The sequence below is a fragment of the Paenibacillus sp. J31R109 genome (assembly GCF_059692055.1).
This window is the reverse complement of record NZ_JCAUAR010000015.1, coordinates 144372-164239: the sequence shown is the minus strand read 5'-3', so window position 1 is coordinate 164239 and position 19868 is coordinate 144372. Positions and strand designations below refer to the sequence as shown.

Below are 19868 nucleotides of genomic sequence, written 5' to 3'. Positions count from 1 at the left end.
CATAAGAATGTTTGTTCTCGTTTTTTCATTATACTATTTTTACATCATGGATGCAAACAGCTTTATCTGTTCTAGCCTTTCACAAGGCGGCTTTCGCGTGTTTTGGAACCTATTCTTTTTATGCTAATTAGGAGTGGTACAGTCATGGATTTGACAACAGTATTAGGTTTACTATTAGGTCTTGTAGGTTTAATCGGCGGGTATATGTGGGATGGCGGTCATATTAACTCATTGATCATCCCCAGCGCGATGTTAATCGTTTTCGGCGGAACCTTTGGTGCAGTTGCCGTCAGCTTCCCTGGCTCTATTTTAGCCAAAATCCCCAAAGCACTCGGTATTGCCTTTAAGCAAGTCAAAAGAGATCCTGCAGCAACCATTAATGAACTTGTCGATATGGCTACGGTCGCACGTAGAGAAGGTGTACTCGCACTAGAGCAACGTGCGCAGGAGCACGAGAACCCGTTCCTCAAGGACGGATTGCTCATGGTCGTAGACGGAACAGACCCCGAACTGACTAGACAAATTCTTGAGCTCGAAATGGACGCCATAGAACATCAAGTTAATAATATGTCCAAAGTATTCGAAGCAGGCGGCGGCTATGCGCCTACAATGGGGATTATCGGTACGGTTATGGGACTCATCCACGTTCTCGGTAATCTAGAAGAACCTTCATCCCTTGGCCCTGCCATTGCCGTTGCATTTACAGCTACTCTCTATGGTGTTATGAGCGCCAACTTAGTTTACTTGCCAATTGCTAACAAAATTAAAGTCCGCGGCAAAGAAATGGTTAATGAAATGGAATTGATGCTTGAGGGTATTCTTGCCCTGCAAGCTGGCGAAAACCCGCAATTGATTAAGAAAAAACTGAACTCCTTCCTCCATGATAAATCAAAAAAAGCCGTAGAGGAGGATGACCAGAATGGCGAGGCGCAGTAAGAGGCACGAAGAGCATGTTAATCATGAAAGATGGCTCATTACTTATGCTGACTTAATTACGCTGTTGCTCGTCTTTTTCATTATTATGTATGCGATGAGTAAAGTGGATGTTCAAAAGTATGCCGTTTTGGCGCAAGCCTTAAACCTCCAATTTCAAAAAGCTGACTCCGTTTTAGATAAAAACCATGGCATCAGTGGTCAAATGACCCCTAAACAAGGTGATGCAGACAGCAAAGATAAGGATTTTACAAATCGGAATCAGGATGACGAGAAAGAAGAGCACGACAAGACGAAGACAGAGGACAGTGAGAAGGAAAAGCGCGAGAAAGAGCTACAGGATCTTCTGAAGCAAATTCAGGCATATATTAAGGATCAAAATTTAGAAGCGCAAGTATCTGCGAGCGATACGGAACGCGGAGTGGCCATTACACTCAATGACTTGTTCCTATTCGATTTGGGAAAAGCCGATCTAAAAACACCCTCTTTCCCAATTCTGCAAAAGTTAGCTTCGTTGTTCCCTACCTTAAAGAGTAAGGTCAGCATCGAAGGTCATACGGATGATTTACCTCTTGCTCCAGGTTCTCCTTATCGTGATAATTGGGGGTTATCGTTTGCCCGCTCCCTCTCTGTGCTTCGCTATTTTAGCGACACGGCAAATCTAGACGACAACAAATTTATTGCTACTGCCTATGCAGATACAATGCCCCAAGTGGCCAACTCTTCGGATGCGAATCGCAGCAAAAATCGCCGCGTAGAAATCATCGTGTTACGGAATGATATCGCTCCAACTACGCCAACACATTAAGACCTCGTTACGTAGAGACAATGAAGCCCTATTTTCACTTCTAAGTGGAGATAGGGCTTCATTGTGTGTTCACTTCCAGCTCGGCTCCATTTCTCTTAAAAAAAGAGCCGCCCTCACCGTAGATGACTCTACTCGGAGGACAGCTCTTCTTACATGGACTTCGTCGATTTATTCGGCAATAAGCCCGTTAACTTATACCGCAAATAGCTGAACAGATGCATGGGACGCTGCTCCAAGAAGTACAGCACATCCTGGTCTGGCGCCAGAAGAATACCCAGCTGGTGATGATCACCTGCGAATATACCACGTTTCAGAAAGCGAACTTCCCCTTGATCGTTCAAGACTTCCAATCGGCAGAAGGCAGAGTTAAGCCCCATAGCCGCATGCAAATCTGTCTTCGTCTTTATTTTGTATCCGTTGACTTTGTGAATGATCTCACCGACCCTAATTCCTAATTCCTGAGCAGGACTGTTCGGCACAACCGATAGCACCATAAGTCCTCGCTCGGAGTGGATGTAAAAAGGCGTCTGCATCGTTTCTAACCACTGATTATAGAGCAACAATCCTTCATGTAGAGCAATACTAAGGATTGCTCCTAGCAGCACCAACGGCGTCCAATAGTGCGTAGCAACTGCTGCCCCTAGCAGGATGAGCCCATACAGGTACAGCAAGTTAGCGCTAGAACGCGCTTGTCGCTGTGGCAGCTTGGAGATTGTCAACTCCGTGAAGCCGATCATCGCAGGGAATGCGAGCATCGTCCAACCTGCGCTCAGATTAGAGGCAAACAACGTTTGCCAAGGGAAGCTCAGCTCGCTCCCGCCTGCCATTGGCACGAGGAGAAAAAGAGGAACTGGCCAGAAGCCTTGCAGCTGCTGCCCGCCAATCATTTGCCCACGCTTCCCTTCAAGGAACAGCGGTGTCGCCATACGCGCACCTTGGAAACCAACCAGTACTCCTTCCAAGAGATGCAGCACACCTACTATGACCAGCAGGGACGGGATGTCCGCACTAGCTATCGTATCGAGAAGCGTATACGATTCGCGTAGGTGCTCAGTATTAGGAAACCAAGAGAAGATCACTTGAGCAATCCCTAGTATCCCTACTGCATAAGCTAAACACAAGAAGCGAATCCGGAATATCAGCAGCACAACCGTGATGATCCAAAGTAGGAAGACTACATCCAATTGCAGGTTCACACCTACGAAAAGAAGCAGTATCGAGGCTCCAAGGCCGCCTAACCAGCCCCAAAGCACCACGCGCCATGTTTCGCTTAATAACGAGTGAAGACGTGTGTGAAATAGTTTTCGCTCTAATTGAATTTGTTTTCTGTAATGCAGAACAATGAAAAAAATACCTATATAGTAGAAAGGATTCGTAAACAACTGCCCCATAGCCAGCAGCATTCTGTCCAATAATTGAAACCACACATCCATACGAATCTAGGCTCCTTGATAAAGAAATAGGAAGGCCGCCTAAGCAACCTTCCTACACTATTTCGACTGATAATGCTTATTTCCTGCCGCTCCGAACAATTTCCATTAACTAACGGTGCTTATTTCCCAAGCTGCTTCTGAATTTGAAAGACAGCCGCTTTCAATTGCGAGTCATTCTTCGGATCGCGAATTTGCTCTAAAATCGCTTTTTCGATTTTGCCCGCTGTGTCCGCATCAACTTCACCCGTTACCGGCAAGCCATTCGTCCGTTGGAATGCTTTGACTGCAAGAACTGTTTTTTCGCTAAAATAACCATCTGTCCGCTCCGGGTTGAAACCAATACCTGCAAGCATCAACTGCAAATTCTTCACATCATCGCTGTTGTTGTCTTGTTTCAGCACATCTTTCTTCGTCAGCGGTGCTGCTTTGAAATATGCTGGTTGTTCAATCGGAATATCCGGCGTAATCCCTTTTTTGTGAATCCAATTACCATTTGGTGTTAGCCATTTGTAGACGGTCATCTTAATGTTGCTGCCATCGCCCATTTCCTTCTCGAACGTGACTTGAACCGTTCCTTTACCGTAGGACGTTTCACCAACAATTTTACTGCCTACTGCTTCCTGGAACGCACCTGCTAAGATCTCCGATGCACTGGCGCTTCCTTTATTGATTAACACCGTAACCGGATAATTCTTCCCTTTACCAGTGGAAGGTGTAGGCTCACGCTTGCCGTCCCTGTTCTCCACTTGGAGGATAGATGCTCCGCTCTTCACGAAGGGGTTCACGATATCAACAACGACATTCAACAGACCGCCTGGATCGTTACGAACATCGATGACAAGGCCCTTCATCCCTTTAGCCTCTAGATTCTTCAATTCTTCTGCAAAACGAACCGCTGTGTTCGAGGAGAACTGACGAATCTCAATTTTACCGATCTGATCCTGCATCATTTCGCCGTAGACCGTTTCAACATCAATGTTGTCGCGGACCACAATAACCTGAACGGGATCTCCTGTTCCTTGGCGGAGTAAATCCAGCTTAGCTTGCGTCCCCTTCGGTCCGCGGATTTTCATAACCGCTTGATTCAAGGTAAGCCCGTCCAATTTATCCCCGTTAACAGAAAGGACGACGTCTTTGGATTGAATGCCTGCCTTTTCTGCAGGTGAACCCTTGATTGGTGATACGATGACGAATTTGCCATCCTCAAGCGATACCTCTGCCCCGATGCCTTGGAAAGAGGACGTTATGCTCTCATCGAACTGTTTCGCTTCCTTCTGATCCATATAAACGGAAAAAGGATCCTCCAATGATTCCAACATCCCATTAATCGCACCGTTAACCAGTTGATCATGATCAGGTTGTTTCAAGTACTTACTTTCAATAAGCTGAAATGTTGTTGCGATTTTGCTTAAATCCTTGCTCGAGAGACCGGACGAAGCCGATATGGAGGTTGCTGCACTTCCCGTTGGTTTCTCCTCCCGCCCCCAAGTGAAGGATGGATCTACAATGGTTAACGTAACAATACTGCTTGCGAACATTGCTAACAGAACAAATACAATGACCGTACGACCTTTAAACTGCAAACCGGTTCACCACCTTTTTTCCTAAAACCCTTTTTTGGACTGGCCTGTTACTAGTATATGACAAGCCCTTCCACTTTTATGAAAAAACCTCTTAACGTAGGTACGGTTTAGGATCGACAGGCACTTCATTTTTCCTAACTTCAAAATGCAAATGATTGCCCGTAGACTGTCCTGTGGAGCCCACGCCAGCAATTTTCTGGCCGCGCTTCACGACGTCGCCTACTTTCACATAAATCCCATCGTTCATAATATGACCGTATAGCGTCCATAGGCCATTCCCGTGATCCACGATAACACAATTTCCATAACCGTTCATCCATGATGCATAAATAACAGACCCATTCTCCGCTGCAAGGATTGGCGTGCCTTTCGCCGTACCCAAATCGATGCCTTTATGATTCTCTGCCCGCCCTGTAACGGGATTAATCCGCGCGATGAAATCAGAGGTCATTGGTGCCTGTACAGTCAAGGGATAGCCCAGCTTGCCACCCGCATAAGTAAACGGTGACTTCGCATTCTGCGCTGCCCGCTTCTTCGCTTGTAAATCCGCCTCTTGCTTCGCTAGCTGCGTAATCATTTTATCGCTTTCTTCCGAAATTTCCTCGAGTTCTCTCTCTTGCTTGGATAGGGAAGCAATCTTCACTTCCTTCGCCTTCTCCTTCGCTTGCAGATCATCTCTCAGCGCGTCAGCCTCCGCATAAAGCCCTTTCACATTCTCAAGTTGCTTCTCGGTGTCTGCCTTCTTAAGCATGACGGTTTCTTTATCTTTCATATTGGACTCTAGTATTTCTTTATCTTGATTAACAATAGATTTCAAAGCTTCGACCCGATTCAAAAAATCAGAAAAACTCGTTGCACTCAACACCACGTCCATATAGGAAACGAAGCCGTTCATATACATCAAGCGAACACGGGATTTCAGCATATTGTCGCGGCTTTCTACACGTGCCTCGGCTTCATCCAATTGCTTAGCACTTGCTTCCAGAGCATCTGAAACTTGATCGATTTGTTCGTTCAATTGTGTCAACTTCTTGCTAGCTTCGTTAACTTGGGAAACGAGGGCATTCATATCCTTCGTTGTCTGAGCCTTCTCAGATTGCACTTTGGTAATTTGACTTTCGGCGTTGTTAGCCTTCTGCTGCGCTTCCGCCTTCTGTTTCTTAAGCTGTGTCAACTGCTGGTCGATCTTGTCCGTTGCCGAAGCGGCATAGCTCGCGGCATGAGGTATAGCAAGCGATACCGCCATACCTAATGTTAAAACGACAGGTAGAATCTTCTTCTTCAAGCACGTAACCTCCCCATTTTCAAGCGTTTAATGCCCCATGTATGGTTTGAATCTCTTACGTTCTGAGTCTAGGAATCTATGAATCTTTGAAAATGAAAAAACCGAAAGAAAAGATGAAAAAGGAGGCAGAGAAACGCTCCACCCCAGTTTCATTCAAGGTTTCCACTATACGCGAAGGAATTTGCGGACGGAGATGAGGGAACCCCAAACTCCTATCACGATGCCTAGTCCTAGTAGAAGTACAGTCATCGTTGGTGCAATATTTTCAAATGGTGTTAATTTAATCATCAATAAGTTCAAATTCAATGAGCTCAAATTCAACAATTTCCAATAACCTGCGAGAATAATGGCAGTTGGAATAGCCGAACCAATGAATCCAAGCAAGGCACCCTCAATGAAAAATGGCCAACGAATAAAAGAATTCGTCGCACCCACGAGTTTCATAATTGAAATCTCGCGTTTTCTGGCCAAAATCGTAATTTTGATCGTGTTCGCAATCAGGAATACCGCTGTAAAGGACAGCAATACAACGATACCAATACCAATCCAACGAGCAATCTTAGTCACTTTAAACAGTGCCTCAACGGTTCCTTTACCATAATTGACCTTGTAAATAGGCTTAGGATCCTTGCCAACGTTAAGTGCTGAGATCTGGTCAGCTACACTCGCCACATTCCGTGGATCATCCACTTCAATCGTGAACGCATCGTTCAGCGGATTGTTATCCCCCTCGAAACCATCTAAGAGTGCCTTCCCGCTATCTCCTAGCTTTTCGCGCAAATAGACAAGCCCTTCTTCCTTCGAAACGAATTTAATCGTTTTCACTTCCGAAATCGCTTGGATTTGCGTTTGAAGCGCAGTGATTTGATCCTGAGGCGTGTTAACCTCCAGGTATACGTTAATCTCAACCTGTTGCTCAATTTGTGTAGCTACATCATTCACATTTAAAGTGATCAGTACGAAAATACCAAGAATAAATAAGGAAATCGCAATGGAGCTGATCGACGCGAACGTCATCCAACCATTTCGCACGACATTTTTCGTACCTTCTCGGAGATGTCGAGAAACAGTACTAATCTTCATAACCATATTCCCCCCGTAGTTGATCGCGAGCAATAAGGCCATTCTCAATTGCAATTACGCGCTTACGCATCGTATTTACGATTTCTTTGTTATGCGTAGCCATGACGATGGTCGTACCTCGGAAATTAATTTCCTCCATCAATTTCATAATCCCCCATGATGTTTCAGGGTCCAAATTTCCTGTCGGTTCATCGGCGATAATGACGGAAGGACTGTTTATTATTGCCCGGGCAATGGCGACACGCTGTTGTTCGCCGCCGGATAACTGCGATGGGAGGGAGTTGGCTTTGTCCTTCAGCTTAACGAGCTCAAGAACTTCCATGGTACGTTTCTTGATTTGCTTCTTAGGTGCCTCAATTACTTCCATGGCGAAAGCTATATTTTCAAATATCGATAATTTCGGAAGTAAGCGATAATCTTGGAAAATGACGCCGATATTTCGACGAACATAGGGAATTTTGCGTTGTTTAAGTTTTTCTAAGTTAAAACCATTCACGAAAATCTGACCTTTCGTTGGTCTTTCTTCTCTATACATCAACTTCATGAAAGTAGATTTACCTGCGCCTGAAGGTCCAACGACATAGACAAACTCATTGCGGTCCACTTTTACATTAATACCTCTTAATGCATGCGTCCCGTTGGCGTATGTTTTCCATACGTCCTGCATTTCGATCACAATATCACATCCTAATTATATAGATAGCCTATATCCATTCGACACAAAAGCTGAAAATCCTTCTAAATCCTCTCGGAAATTCATGGGGAATACCGTCAGTATACCATGTATTGTACAACTTTTAGCCGAAACAGGATTCTGTACTAAATTGGCAGCGAGATCGATACATATAGAGAGACAGGCCGTATCACATTCGTATGTAAAGGAGTGGCTCTTCATGACACGCTCATTACGATCATTCAGAAACCCCATCCTCTATTTCTCGGTCGCTCTTGGATTATTCATAACGTGCAGCACAGCACTCTATCTATATGGTTCTCAAACTACCTTCCCTGCGAACGTCACGATTGCCGGTTGGCGCGTAGGCGGCATGCCATATGAAACCTTTCAGTCTGAATCCGAGCAGCGTCTGAAGCGATTGTCCGCTTTCCCGGTCCTCCTGCATTCATCCTATCCTGAGATTCCCGCCAAAGAGCTTTCTCTTGGCCAACTAGGCATCCGCTATGACAAGAGCCTCCTCACCCAATCCCTACAGCAATTATTTGGCGGATCTCTTTTGGAGCGGATCAAAGCGCGCTGGACCCTGCGAAACGCGAATATTCCATTGGCCGTCTCGGTAGATCCCACGCAACTTACGGCCACTGTTAAGGGAACGTGGAAAGATCTATATGCGAAGCAGCCTGTTGCCGCCAAGCGACTCCTTCAATCTCGTGATCAAGTCGGCTACGAACCCGAGCGAAATGTACTGCGAGTTGATACCGCGCATCTGCAGGAGCAACTGCAAATCATCGCCCCTAGTCTTGGTACACTCACGCATACTGCACCGCTTGGCCTCACTTTACCTGTGTACGAGTTGAGTCCGACGGTCACAATGGCAACCTTGAAGCAGCAAGGCATCGATGGCAAAATAGCTGAATTCACGACCTCGTTCCCTTCATCCGGTGAAGGACGGGTCCACAATATACGCGTTACGGCCACTTCCATTCAGGATTACTTAATGGCACCAGGAGATACGTTTGATTACAGTAAAATCATTCAACAGACAGAAACGAAATTCGGCTACAAGGAAGCGCCTGTTATTCTCAATGGCAGTCTTGTGCCTGGCATCGGCGGCGGCATTTGCCAAGTATCGACTACGCTTTATAATGCTGTTTTGCGCAGCGGCCTTGAAATCGTAGAACGACGCAATCACTCTCTCCCCGTCAGCTACGTTCCGCTTGGGCAGGATGCGACATTCGCAAGTGGTTATATCAATTTTAAATTCCGTAATAATACCAACAGCTATGTTTGGATTCGTACGATAACGACGGATTCGGCTGTGACTGTGAAGCTTTTTGGCCACCAAACGCCAACTGTGACCTACGACATCGATTCCAAAATCGTGGAAACGATCCAACCCCCGATCAAATATGTGAACAATCCAAGCTTGAGCCCTGGCTTAGAACGTCCCATCAGCACAGGAAAAGTCGGATACAAGGTAGAGACTTATCGAACGAAACGAGAAAATGGAACTGTTGTGAGTAGAGAGTTAATCTCCAAGGATCAGTATTCACCTGTGCCTACCGTCATCGCAGCCAACCGTAAAGATCTTCAAACAGAGGACCCTGCGCCGAAGCAACCCATGGTGGAAGATGGCGTAAGTACGCTTGCTGTACAATGATAACGAATAAATGTGATGAAATCATGAAGGTCATGTGACTGTAGTTACTACGTCATCATGACTTTTTTCTTTTATGATAAGACTATCGAAAGAGGATTGAAGGAGGCATAACGATGAGCAAAATAGATTATTTCAAAGAATTGAACTATCGACTGCGCGGACTTCCTGAGAAAGAGCGCCAAAATATACTTAAAGTGTACGAAGAATTATTCCAAAAGGCCGTTGAAAATGGCAAGCATGAAGATGAGGTTTCACAGTCTCTTGGCTACCCGCGGGTTCCAAACTGGGATGCTCACAAAGAGACCTCTCCTGTAAAAGAAGAAACCCATAAGCGACCAATGCCTGCCTTCGAGACTGAAGAATTGAGAACAGAGGAAGCACCTGAACTCGGCGAGGAAAATCATCAAGATAGAGAGATACCGTTTATCAAACAACCCGACCCTGTCATCGAACCTAAACGTCCTGTACAAGCTCCTGAAGCATGGGAGCCGCCTGCCTCTGCCTACACACAGACACAGACGCCACAGTCGAATTATCCGCCTATGTACAGCAGCACCCCTTACCCGCCCCCTTATGCAGCAGCTAGGCCAGAAACAGGGTTTAAAGCGATTATCATTTCAATTATGCTCGGCTTCTTTAATCTCGTGTTCGTAGTAGGTCCTTGGCTTGGGGTTTGCTGTGCGTTGATCGCTTTCTTTGTATCCGGCTTCGCCTTACTGGTCGCCCCGGTTATCGGTGTACTAACTAGCTTAGCAGGAACATCGGGAAGTGATTTCCAATTCATCTCATTTTCACTCCTTGCCTGCTTCGGCTTAGGGATTATTATTACGACGCTCAGCTCCTGGCTGCTTAAGCAGTTCTTCAAAATTAGCTGGAAGTACATTCAATTCAACGCCAAATTGATTAAGGGGGTTTAAGCCATGCAAACGAAAGTGAAATTTTTCTTAGTAACTGGCTTTATCTGCCTTGCGATAGGCCTGATTGGAGCAGCTGTGTCATTTCAGTCTTTAGATTTAGAGTCAGGCGTTGCCAACATAGATATCGAGAAGAAAATAGCCGCAGCAAATATTGATACCCTCATTATTGAAAATGATATAACAGGCGTAACCTTCGTCCCTAGCAACTCCGATGAAATTAGTGTTCATCTTGTCGGTGCTGCGCGATCGGAAACCGCACAGAACTGTACCGTCGAGGCCACGACAGAAGGCACAAACACATGGCGGGTGGATGTGTGTACGAATAAAAAAGCACATATTAACTTCGGCTTCGACATTAACGAATTAAAGAGTCTATTCGGCGGTCAACGCCTTCGTCTACGTACAGAGGTCAGTCTACCCGATAAGTTGTACAAAGCCATCACCGTTAGCACAGATACAGGCAGCATCATCTTCAAGGAAGTGAAAGCAGAGAAGTTAACAGCTAGTGCAGATACCGGGAGCATAACGGTTGACCGCTACGAAGGAAAAACATTGAGTCTTCAAACCGACACAGGCAGTATCCATCTCAATGATGGGCAGGGCAATATGAAACTCAGAACGGATACTGGCAGTATCACCGCGTCTCTTCGCGAGCTTGGAGATACTGTTTCCATGCAGTCAGACACGGGTTCTGTGCGCCTACAGTTAAATCCTGTACCTACGGATGCTTCCTTCGATCTGACTACGGATACTGGCAGTGCCAATCTAGATGTGCCTGGTGTGAGCGAACAACGATCAAGTCGCAACAATGTGAAAGGCTCAATCGGAAACGGCAGTAAAAAAGTAACGGTTCGTGCTGACACAGGCTATGTTGAGGTTAAAGGCAGATAAAAAGAAAGAGCTCTTCTCGCGCATCCATCATGGGATGTCGGGAAGAGCTTTTTTCTGTGGAAAAGACTATTTGCTTTTCTCTAAAAAGTCATGCAACCACGCTTGCGACGCTGCCAGCACTTGCTCCGCTCGGCCAATCGCCTCGCTCACTTGATTGCTCGCTGTTCCGCCGAACACGTTACGTGCATTGACGACTTGCTCGGGTTGAAGCACAGCATAAATATCGGACTCGAATAGCTCGGAGAACGTTTTGAACTCCTCGATGCTCATATCGAGCAAGTATTTTTTGTTCTGGATGCAATACAGGACGGTTTTACCGATGACTTCATGCGCTTGACGGAAAGGAAGACCTTTATTCACTAGGTAATCCGCAATATCCGTAGCGTTGGAGAAGTCTTGGTTCACAGCTTGGCGCATGCGCTCCGTGTTCACTTTCATCGTGGACACCATCGGTGCAAACAATTGCAGCGCACCTTGCAGGGTACGAACCGTATCAAACATGCCTTCTTTGTCTTCCTGCATGTCTTTGTTGTACGCCAGCGGCAGCGACTTGAGTACGGTCATCAGACCGAACAAGTTGCCATAGACGCGGCCTGTTTTGCCGCGGACAAGCTCCGCTACGTCCGGGTTCTTCTTCTGCGGCATGATCGAGCTGCCGGTGCAGAACGCATCATCGAGTTCGATGAACGCGAACTCGGTCGAAGACCAGAGCACCATTTCCTCGCTGAAGCGAGAAAGGTGCATCATAATCATGGACGCGTTAGAGAGGAACTCCAGGATGAAATCGCGGTCGCTGACCGCATCCAAGGAGTTCTCGTACACGCGTCCGAACCCGAGCTGCTCCGCCACGAAATGGCGGTCGATCGGGAAGGTCGTGCCCGCGAGCGCGCCAGCGCCGAGCGGGAGCATGTCTACGCGCTTGTAGCTGTCCTGCAAGCGCTCAAGGTCACGCTGGAACATGCTGACGTAAGCCATCAGATGGTGCGCGAACAAGATCGGCTGCGCACGCTGCAGATGCGTGTAACCAGGGATAATCGTATCGAGATTAGCCTTTGCTTTCTCAAGCAGGGCTTCCTGCAGCTTGATGAGCAAGCCCACGAACTCCACCACGCGCTTGCGCAGGTAGAGATGCATGTCTGTCGCCACTTGATCGTTACGGCTGCGGCCCGTGTGCAGCTTGCCGCCGACAGGACCGATCAGGTCGATCAAGGTTTTCTCGATATTCATGTGAATATCTTCATTCTGAATCGTGTACTCCAACTCGCCGCGGCGAATCATGCCCTGCACTTGCAGCAAGCCGTCTTTGATTTTTTCCACATCGTCAGCAGGCAAAATCCCGCATTTGCCTAGCATCGTCACGTGCGCCAAGCTGCCTTCGATATCTTCTTCGGCAAGCTCTTTGTCGAAAGTAATGGAAGCTGTATATTCTTCAACCAATTGGTCGGTTTGTTTCGTGAAACGTCCACCCCAAAGCTTTGACACTGTGTATGACCCCTCTCAATTGCCTTGATTTCTTGCGGCACACCTCTGCGCCGCTCTTAATAGCCCAAAGGCTTTCCTCGAGGGAAAGCCAGTGGTTAAGCTCTTATTTCTTCGCGTTTTGTTCCACGCCGGAACCTACTTTCAAGCGCAGCGCATTCAAGCGGATAAAGCCTGTTGCGTCGCCTTGATCGTAAGCCTTCGTTGGATCAGCTTCCATTGTCGCGATATCCGGGTTGTAAAGGGATACTGGGCTTTTCACGCCGGCGCCGATTACGTTACCTTTGTACAATTTCAAACGAACTGTACCGGATACGTTCTTTTGGCTCTCGGACACAAGCGCTTGAATCGCCAAACGCTCCGGTGCGAACCAGAAGCCATTATATACAAGAGATGCATATTTCGAGATTAGGGAATCACGAAGGTGCATAACGTCGCGGTCCATCGTGAGGGATTCCATTTTGCGGTGAGCGGTGAACAGAATCGTACCACCTGGTGTTTCGTACACGCCACGGCTCTTCATGCCAACGAAACGGTTCTCAACCATGTCCACACGGCCAATTCCGTGTTTGCCGCCAAGTTCGTTCAACGTTTCCATCACTTCAAGTGGGGAAAGTTGTGTACCATTGATCGCTACGCAATCACCTGCTGCGAACTCAAGCTCGATGTACTCTGCTTGATCTGGTGCATCTTCTGGGTCAACGCTTAATACGAACATATCTTTGTTGGATGTTGCTGATGGATCGAACCAGGGATCTTCCAACATGCCGCTCTCAAAGGAGATGTGCAGCAAGTTGCGGTCTGTGGAGTAAGGCTTCGCAGCAGATGCCGTTACTGGAATGTTATGCTTCTCAGCATAAGCGATCATTTCTGCGCGGCCTGGGAACTGCTCGCGGAACTCTTCCAAACGCCAAGGCGCGATCACGGAAATCTCAGGCGCAAGCGCTGCTGCCGTTAGTTCAAAACGCACTTGGTCATTCCCTTTACCCGTAGCGCCGTGAGCAATTGCTGTTGCGCCTTCTGCGCGAGCGATCTCAACCATACGCTTCGCGATCAAAGGACGCGCGATGCTCGTGCCGAGCAAGTATTGCCCTTCATACAAAGCAGCCGCTTGGAACATCGGGTTGATGAAATCTTTCGCGAACTCAGCGCGAAGATCGTCGATGTAGATTTTGGATGCACCAGTTGCGAGTGCTTTTTCTTCCAAACCGTCTAGCTCATCTTTTTGCCCAATATCCGCTGTGAATGCAATGATTTCTGCGTCGTATGTTTCTTTTAACCATTTGAGGATAACTGATGTATCCAACCCGCCTGAATAGGCGAGTACGATTTTTTCCTTAGCCATGTCTACGCTTCGCTCCGTTTCTACTCTCACTAATTAGGATGAAATTTATATCATTGTCGCGGCCATAATGGCCTTTTGCGCATGAAGACGATTCTCTGCTTGATCAAAAATAATGGAATGCGCGCCATCAATGACGCCTTCACTCACTTCTTCCCCGCGGTGGGCAGGTAAGCAGTGCATGAACAAGTAATCCTGCTTCGCATATTTCACCAAAGCTTCGTTCACTTGATAGTTTTTGAACGCGATTTCCCGCTCTTTTTGCTCCGCTTCTTGGCCCATGCTCGCCCATACATCGGTGTAGATGATATCAGCATTTTCAATCGCTTCGCGTGGATCGTTCGTCACCAACAGGCTGCCGCCAGTTTGCGCCGCATTTTCCTTGGATTGACGAATCACTTCTTTATCGGACTCATAGCCCTCTGGGGAAGCAACCGCGAAATCCATTCCTAGCTTACTAGCACCCATCATCAGGGAGTGCACCATGTTGTTGCCATCCCCGATATAGGCGACTTTAATGCCTTTCAAGCGGCCTTTCTTCTCCAAAACCGTCTGATAATCAGCCATCACTTGGCAAGGATGTGCATGATCGGTTAATCCGTTGATAACAGGGACCGTCGCTCCGCGTGCCAAATCGATCACCTTACGGTGCTCGTAGGTACGAATCATGATCCCGTCCAAATAACGGGACAGGGTTTGAGCGGTATCCCATACCGTCTCTCCGCGACCCAGTTGCAGGTCATTTTTGCTCAAGAAAAGCGCTTGACCTCCAAGTTGGTACATGCCCACTTCAAAGGAAACACGCGTACGCGTGGAGGATTTCTCAAAAATCATACCCAGCGTTTTACCCGCCAGTACAGCATGAGGCTCTCTTGCCTTCTGCTTACGCTTCAACTCAATCGCATAGTGGATCAAATACTCGATTTCTTCCGGTGTATAGTCAACCAAAGCTAGAAAGTCCTTGCCCTTTAATTGGGCAGCCATTTCTTCTTGGACCGTGCTATTCATATCATCCAACCTCTCTACAATGAACTTCGGTTAGACGCTGCTAATGGTGGATGCCTTCTGGGAGAGGACACCGCACACGACATCTAACGCTTGATCTAAATCTGCTTGCGGTATTGTTAAGGCCGGCACCAAACGAATTACGTTAGGTCCTGCTGGAATGACCAACACGCCTTGCTTGTGAATTTCGCTAATAATTTCGGCACTTGGCTGTGCACATTCGATACCGATGAGAAGGCCGATGCCACGGATGCTTTTCACTAGCGGATTACCTGCCAGCTTGCTCTCCAACTTCTTCACCGTGTATTCACCTAACTGAGCTGCACGCTCCGACAATTGGTTATCCAGAATCGTACTTAACGTAGCGTGAGCCGCTGCCGTTGCAATCGGTGTACCACCGAACGTGGATCCGTGACTGCCTGCGCTGAACGCTTCTGCCAAGTAACCTTTCGCTAGCATCGCCCCGATTGGGAAGCCACCGCCAAGACCTTTAGCTAATGAGAAAATATCAGGCTCTACGCCATAATGCTCATAGGCAAAAAGCTTACCAGTACGTCCTACGCCCGTCTGGATTTCATCCGCGATCAAGAGCAGATTGTGCTCTTTGCATAGCGCAGCCAATTGTTTCACGAACTCTGGATCAGCTGGCAATACGCCGCCTTCCCCTTGCACGAACTCCAACATAACCGCGCACGTATGCTCGTTTATGAGACTGCGAACAGACTCGATATCGTTATAATCGGCATAGACAAAACCTTCTGGAAGCGGCAAAAAGCCTTCCTTTACTTTGTCCTGACCTGTCGCTGTTAATGTAGCAATTGTACGCCCATGGAAGGACATGTTGAACGTGATAATCTCGTAGCGGCCGTTGTTCAGTACCTTTTGCGAGTAGCGACGTGCGATTTTGATCGCAGCCTCGTTCGCTTCTGCTCCCGTGGAACAGAAAAACACAGCATCCGCACAGCTGTTGTCGGTCAATAAACCAGCCAACTTTTCCTGATTCGGAATATGAAACAGGTTACCCACGTGCCAAAGTTGATCCAATTGCTCAATCAACTTCTCTTTTACCACTTGTGGGGCATGCCCGAGAGCCGCAACCGCAATCCCGCTCATCATATCGATGTATTCCTTGCCCGTGTCATCCCACAGACGACTGCCTTCACCTTTCACTAGCGTAATTGGATATCTGGCGTACGTTGGAAATAGCGAGCTTTTCCCTTGTTCTGTCATGTCCATTCCCTCCTAAAATCAAATTAACGTACAATGCGTGTGCCGATGCCTTCGCCTTTCAGCACTTTACTTAACACGTTCGGTTCGGAACCGTTCACGATAACCACTTCTTGTACTTGCCCTTGTATACAAGCAATTGCTGCACGAACCTTAGGGATCATGCCGCCATAGATGTCGCCACTTGTGATCATTTCTTCAATCTGCGCTACACTGACGACAGGGAGCACTTGCTTCTCGCCATCTACGACCTTCATAATGCCGGGCACATCGGTCACAACAACCATTTGTTCCACACCAAGATGAGAAGCCACAGCGCCAGCCGCCGTATCGGCGTTGATGTTGTAGCGTTGGCCGCCATCTGCGCCTAAGCCAACCGGGGCGATAACAGGAATGTAGCCCATGCCTACGATGCCTTGAATCAGCTCCGCATTCACTTTCGTTACATCGCCTACTAGGCCAACTTCATGGCTGTTCGCTACGGGCTTCGCTTCGATCAAATGTCCATCCACACCGGACAAACCAAGCGCTTTCGCACCTGTCAGTTGAATACGGCGTACGATTTCTTTGTTGATCTGACCGGATAGCACCATTTCTACAACGTCAAGCACCGCTTCGCTCGTAACGCGCAAGCCGTTCACAAAGCCAGACTCAATGCCGAGCTTCCCAAGTGTGTCGGAGATAGCCGGACCGCCGCCATGCACGATGACGGTAACGATTCCCTCAGCTTGAAGCCGTTGCATATCTTCAAAAAAACTAGTTGGCAGCGCCGCAAGCGTGCTACCTCCACATTTCATGACAAAGCAATTGTTCTTCACTGCTTTTCCCCCTTACGTCCGATATGCCGCATTAATGCGGACATAATCATAGGTCAAATCGCAGCCCCAACCCGTTGCTTTGCCTTCGCCCATATGTAAATTCACATGAATTTGTATTGTATCTGTTTTCAAATATACCAATGCCGCTTCCTCGTCGAACTTCACGGGACGCGATTGTTCCAACACCGCGATATCGCCCAGACGAATATCGACCGTGTTCACGTTCACTGGCTGACCGGAGTAACCAACAGCTGCAATGATCCGGCCCCAGTTTGCGTCTGCGCCGTATACAGCAGACTTCACAAGGCTCGATCCGATGATCGACTTCACGATCTTACGTGCCGCATCGTCGCTCTCCGCGCCGATGACTGTCGTCTCGATCAGCTTCGTCGCGCCTTCGCCGTCGCGCGCAATCGCTTTGGCAAGGTATTCGCCAACGTATTGGAACCCTGCCGCGAAAGCTTCCCAATCCGGGTGACCCGGATGAAGGGAGTCGCCGCCGGCAAGCCCGCTTGCCATCACCACGACCATGTCGTTGGTGCTTGTGTCTCCGTCAACGGTGATCATGTTGAACGTATTATCTGTAATCCTGCTCAGCAACAGCTGCAGGTATTCGCTCTCAATCGCTACGTCGGTTGTCATGAAACCGAGCATTGTCGCCATGTTCGGGTGAATCATCCCCGAACCTTTAGCTGCTCCGGCAATGTGAACCTCTTTGCCGCCAACAACCACACGGACGCACGTCATCTTCTGCACGAGATCCGTCGTTAGGATCGACTGGCAGAAATCTTCGCCACCGTCCAGCTTCAACTTCGCAGGCAGCTGCTCGATGCCGCTCAGCACTTTGCCCATCGGCAGCAGCTCGCCGATCACGCCTGTGCTCGTCACGCCGACGTGGTGCTCTTCCACGCCAAGTGCCTTCGCACTTGCGGCGCGCATAGCGCGAGCATCGTCTTCGCCTTGCTGGCCGGTACACGCGTTCGCGTTACCGCTGTTCACGATCATCGCCTGCAGCTTGCCGCTGTGGGCGATGCTCTCTTGCGTCACGCGCAGCGGAGCCGCTTGGAACGCGTTCAGCGTGTACACGCCTGCCGCTGACGCTGGCACATCACAAAGGATCGCGCCTAGATCATAGCGCTCCGTCTTCTTTAAGCCACAGTGCAGGCCGCCTGCACGAAAGCCTTTCGGTGTTGTTACAGTGCCCTCTGGCACGATAGTGAAGCTAACTTGTTCCGACATGGTCGTCTACTCACCTATCCTCATCTTCTAGTTATGGATATACCGGTGCGAACAACAACCCTGTCGTTTCGTCCCAGCCTTGCATAAGATTTAAATTCTGAATCGCTTGACCAGCAGCGCCCTTCACGACATTGTCGATGACCGACACAATCGTTACCCGACCTGTACGTTCGTCCACAGCGAAGCCGATATCACAGAAGTTCGAGCCCGTTACTTCTTTCGTTGACGGATATTTCCCAAGCGGGCGAATCCGTACGAACTTCCGTCCTTCATAGTACTGACGGTACTTCTCGACGAACTCCTCAGCTGTATGCTCACCCGTTAGCGTTGCATACATCGTCGCCATAATCCCACGAGTCATCGGTACGAGATGTGTCGTGAACGTCGTCACAACCGGTTTGCCTGCAATGCGGCTTAACGCTTGCTCGATTTCCGGGATGTGCTGATGTTTATTTATTTTGTAAGCCGATAAGTTCTCATTCACTTCTGCATAGTGCACACCTAGACTAACACCGCGACCTGCACCAGAGACACCCGACTTGGCATCAATAATAATTGTCGATGGGTCAATCCACCCCGCTTCAACGGCAGGAATAAGACCTAGCAATGTCGCTGTTGGATAACAGCCTGGGTTGGCGATCAGATCGCTGCCCTTCACTTCGTCCCCGAACACTTCGGATAGACCATAAATCGAACGAGCAAGTGCCTCTTCAGAAGCGGCCGGTTTTTTGTACCATTTTTCATAGTCGCTAGCTGACTTTAATCTCAAATCCCCTGAAATATCGATAACCTTCAGACCTGCCGCGATCAGTTTAGGCGAAAGTCCTGCGCTCACACCAGCTGGTGTAGCTAAGAACACAACGTCCGCTTTCCCTGCGATCAGATCAACGTCCAGGACGTCGAGGATATCCACAATCACTTCTTGCAAGTGTGGAAAATGCTCCGCCAAAGGTGCTCCTGCATTCGAAGTTGAAATTACCGATGTAATATGTACAAATGGATGTGCTTGCAAAAGACGAATTAATTCCGCACCACCATACCCTGTTGCTCCAATAATAGCCGCTCTAATGCTCTGACTCATCTCTACGCCCTCCCGATGTTCCGAAAATATATGTATCATTATACATTCGTATACATAATAATACAATGAATTTTTTTGCGTGCCGCGATTGCTAAAAATCGCTCTCCAGCAAGTAATTTCAAGGCTTTGGCAGACTTTAATTTGCGATTTTTATAATGACAGAATAGTCTGACTATATAAGGTTATATGCACATTATGCATCAAAATTACGCATGTCGTGCATAAAGATTGTCGAATCCCTTTTTACTAGCTGCCAAAAGCCTATTCCTTCGCCAATATCCATTATCACAAACTCTACGGTTAGAAGGCAAATAATGTTAGTATTCCTCAAGTTATGCACATCTGTGCACAGGCATTGTGTATAAGTGGGGGTATTGCACACAGTTTGCCAACAAGTTATCCACAAAA

The 19868-nt window shown here is 47.9% G+C and carries 17 protein-coding genes; 5 read left to right on the top strand and 12 right to left on the bottom strand.

What is annotated here, in order from left to right:
- The first annotated feature begins 144 nt into the window (after window positions 1–144).
- A complete protein-coding gene (locus AC58QT_RS28035) occupies window positions 145–936 on the top strand; it encodes a flagellar motor protein (RefSeq protein ID WP_310501019.1) in 792 nt (263 codons plus the stop codon).
- Window positions 920–1741: a flagellar motor protein MotB gene (locus AC58QT_RS28030; protein ID WP_310501020.1), complete on the top strand. Its 822-nt coding sequence runs from the start codon at window positions 920–922 to the stop codon at window positions 1739–1741. Before AC58QT_RS28035 ends, AC58QT_RS28030 begins: the two co-directional genes overlap by 17 nt.
- A 149-nt stretch (window positions 1742–1890) precedes the next feature.
- On the opposite strand, the gene AC58QT_RS28025 is transcribed toward AC58QT_RS28030, so the two are convergent.
- From AC58QT_RS28025 to ftsE, 5 genes are all read right to left on the bottom strand, one after another.
- Window positions 1891–3174: a PDZ domain-containing protein gene (locus tag AC58QT_RS28025; protein WP_497411868.1), complete on the bottom strand. Its 1284-nt coding sequence runs from the start codon at window positions 3172–3174 to the stop codon at window positions 1891–1893.
- A gap of 119 nt (window positions 3175–3293) precedes the next feature.
- Complete coding sequence (locus AC58QT_RS28020) at window positions 3294–4757, bottom strand: S41 family peptidase (protein ID WP_497411867.1); 1464 nt, start codon at window positions 4755–4757, stop codon at window positions 3294–3296.
- A gap of 91 nt (window positions 4758–4848) precedes the next feature.
- On the bottom strand, window positions 4849–6042 hold the full coding sequence (locus tag AC58QT_RS28015) for a murein hydrolase activator EnvC family protein (RefSeq protein ID WP_497411866.1): 1194 nt from the start codon (window positions 6040–6042) through the stop codon (window positions 4849–4851).
- Between the two features lie 165 nt (window positions 6043–6207).
- The gene (gene ftsX, locus AC58QT_RS28010; protein WP_310501024.1) at window positions 6208–7125 is read right to left on the bottom strand and encodes a permease-like cell division protein FtsX; all 918 of its coding nucleotides are present in this window, start codon (window positions 7123–7125) and stop codon (window positions 6208–6210) included.
- Window positions 7115–7801: a cell division ATP-binding protein FtsE gene (gene ftsE, locus AC58QT_RS28005; RefSeq protein WP_310501025.1), complete on the bottom strand. Its 687-nt coding sequence runs from the start codon at window positions 7799–7801 to the stop codon at window positions 7115–7117. Before ftsE ends, ftsX begins: the two co-directional genes overlap by 11 nt.
- Before the next feature lie 217 nt (window positions 7802–8018).
- On the opposite strand from ftsE, the gene AC58QT_RS28000 reads away from it, so the two are divergent.
- The 3 genes from AC58QT_RS28000 (at window position 8019) to AC58QT_RS27990 (ending at window position 11269) form a co-directional block, all read left to right on the top strand.
- Window positions 8019–9461, top strand: coding sequence for a VanW family protein (locus tag AC58QT_RS28000; protein ID WP_497411865.1), 1443 nt, complete (start codon window positions 8019–8021; stop codon window positions 9459–9461).
- Window positions 9462–9574: 113 nt separating this feature from the next.
- Entirely contained in the window at window positions 9575–10378 is an 804-nt protein-coding gene (locus tag AC58QT_RS27995) for a DUF1700 domain-containing protein (protein ID WP_497411864.1), read from the top strand.
- Between the two features lie 3 nt (window positions 10379–10381).
- A complete protein-coding gene (locus tag AC58QT_RS27990; RefSeq protein WP_497411863.1) occupies window positions 10382–11269 on the top strand; it encodes a DUF4097 family beta strand repeat-containing protein in 888 nt (295 codons plus the stop codon).
- A gap of 66 nt (window positions 11270–11335) precedes the next feature.
- On the opposite strand, the gene argH is transcribed toward AC58QT_RS27990, so the two are convergent.
- From argH to argC, 7 genes are all read right to left on the bottom strand, one after another.
- The gene (gene argH, locus AC58QT_RS27985; protein ID WP_497411862.1) at window positions 11336–12751 is read right to left on the bottom strand and encodes an argininosuccinate lyase; all 1416 of its coding nucleotides are present in this window, start codon (window positions 12749–12751) and stop codon (window positions 11336–11338) included.
- 103 nt (window positions 12752–12854) lie between these two features.
- Window positions 12855–14093 (bottom strand): argininosuccinate synthase, encoded by a 1239-nt coding sequence (locus tag AC58QT_RS27980; protein ID WP_057312757.1) that lies wholly within the window; start codon window positions 14091–14093, stop codon window positions 12855–12857.
- 45 nt (window positions 14094–14138) lie between these two features.
- Window positions 14139–15098: an ornithine carbamoyltransferase gene (argF, locus tag AC58QT_RS27975; protein WP_028556851.1), complete on the bottom strand. Its 960-nt coding sequence runs from the start codon at window positions 15096–15098 to the stop codon at window positions 14139–14141.
- Window positions 15099–15128: 30 nt separating this feature from the next.
- Entirely contained in the window at window positions 15129–16325 is a 1197-nt protein-coding gene (gene argD / locus AC58QT_RS27970; protein WP_497411861.1) for an acetylornithine transaminase, read from the bottom strand.
- Between the two features lie 23 nt (window positions 16326–16348).
- A complete protein-coding gene (argB, locus tag AC58QT_RS27965) occupies window positions 16349–17119 on the bottom strand; it encodes an acetylglutamate kinase (protein WP_057312827.1) in 771 nt (256 codons plus the stop codon).
- A 33-nt stretch (window positions 17120–17152) separates the two neighbouring features.
- A complete protein-coding gene (gene argJ, locus AC58QT_RS27960; RefSeq protein WP_497411860.1) occupies window positions 17153–18379 on the bottom strand; it encodes a bifunctional glutamate N-acetyltransferase/amino-acid acetyltransferase ArgJ in 1227 nt (408 codons plus the stop codon).
- Between the two features lie 31 nt (window positions 18380–18410).
- Complete coding sequence (argC, locus tag AC58QT_RS27955) at window positions 18411–19460, bottom strand: N-acetyl-gamma-glutamyl-phosphate reductase (protein WP_497288552.1); 1050 nt, start codon at window positions 19458–19460, stop codon at window positions 18411–18413.
- Between the last annotated feature and the right edge of the window lie 408 nt (window positions 19461–19868).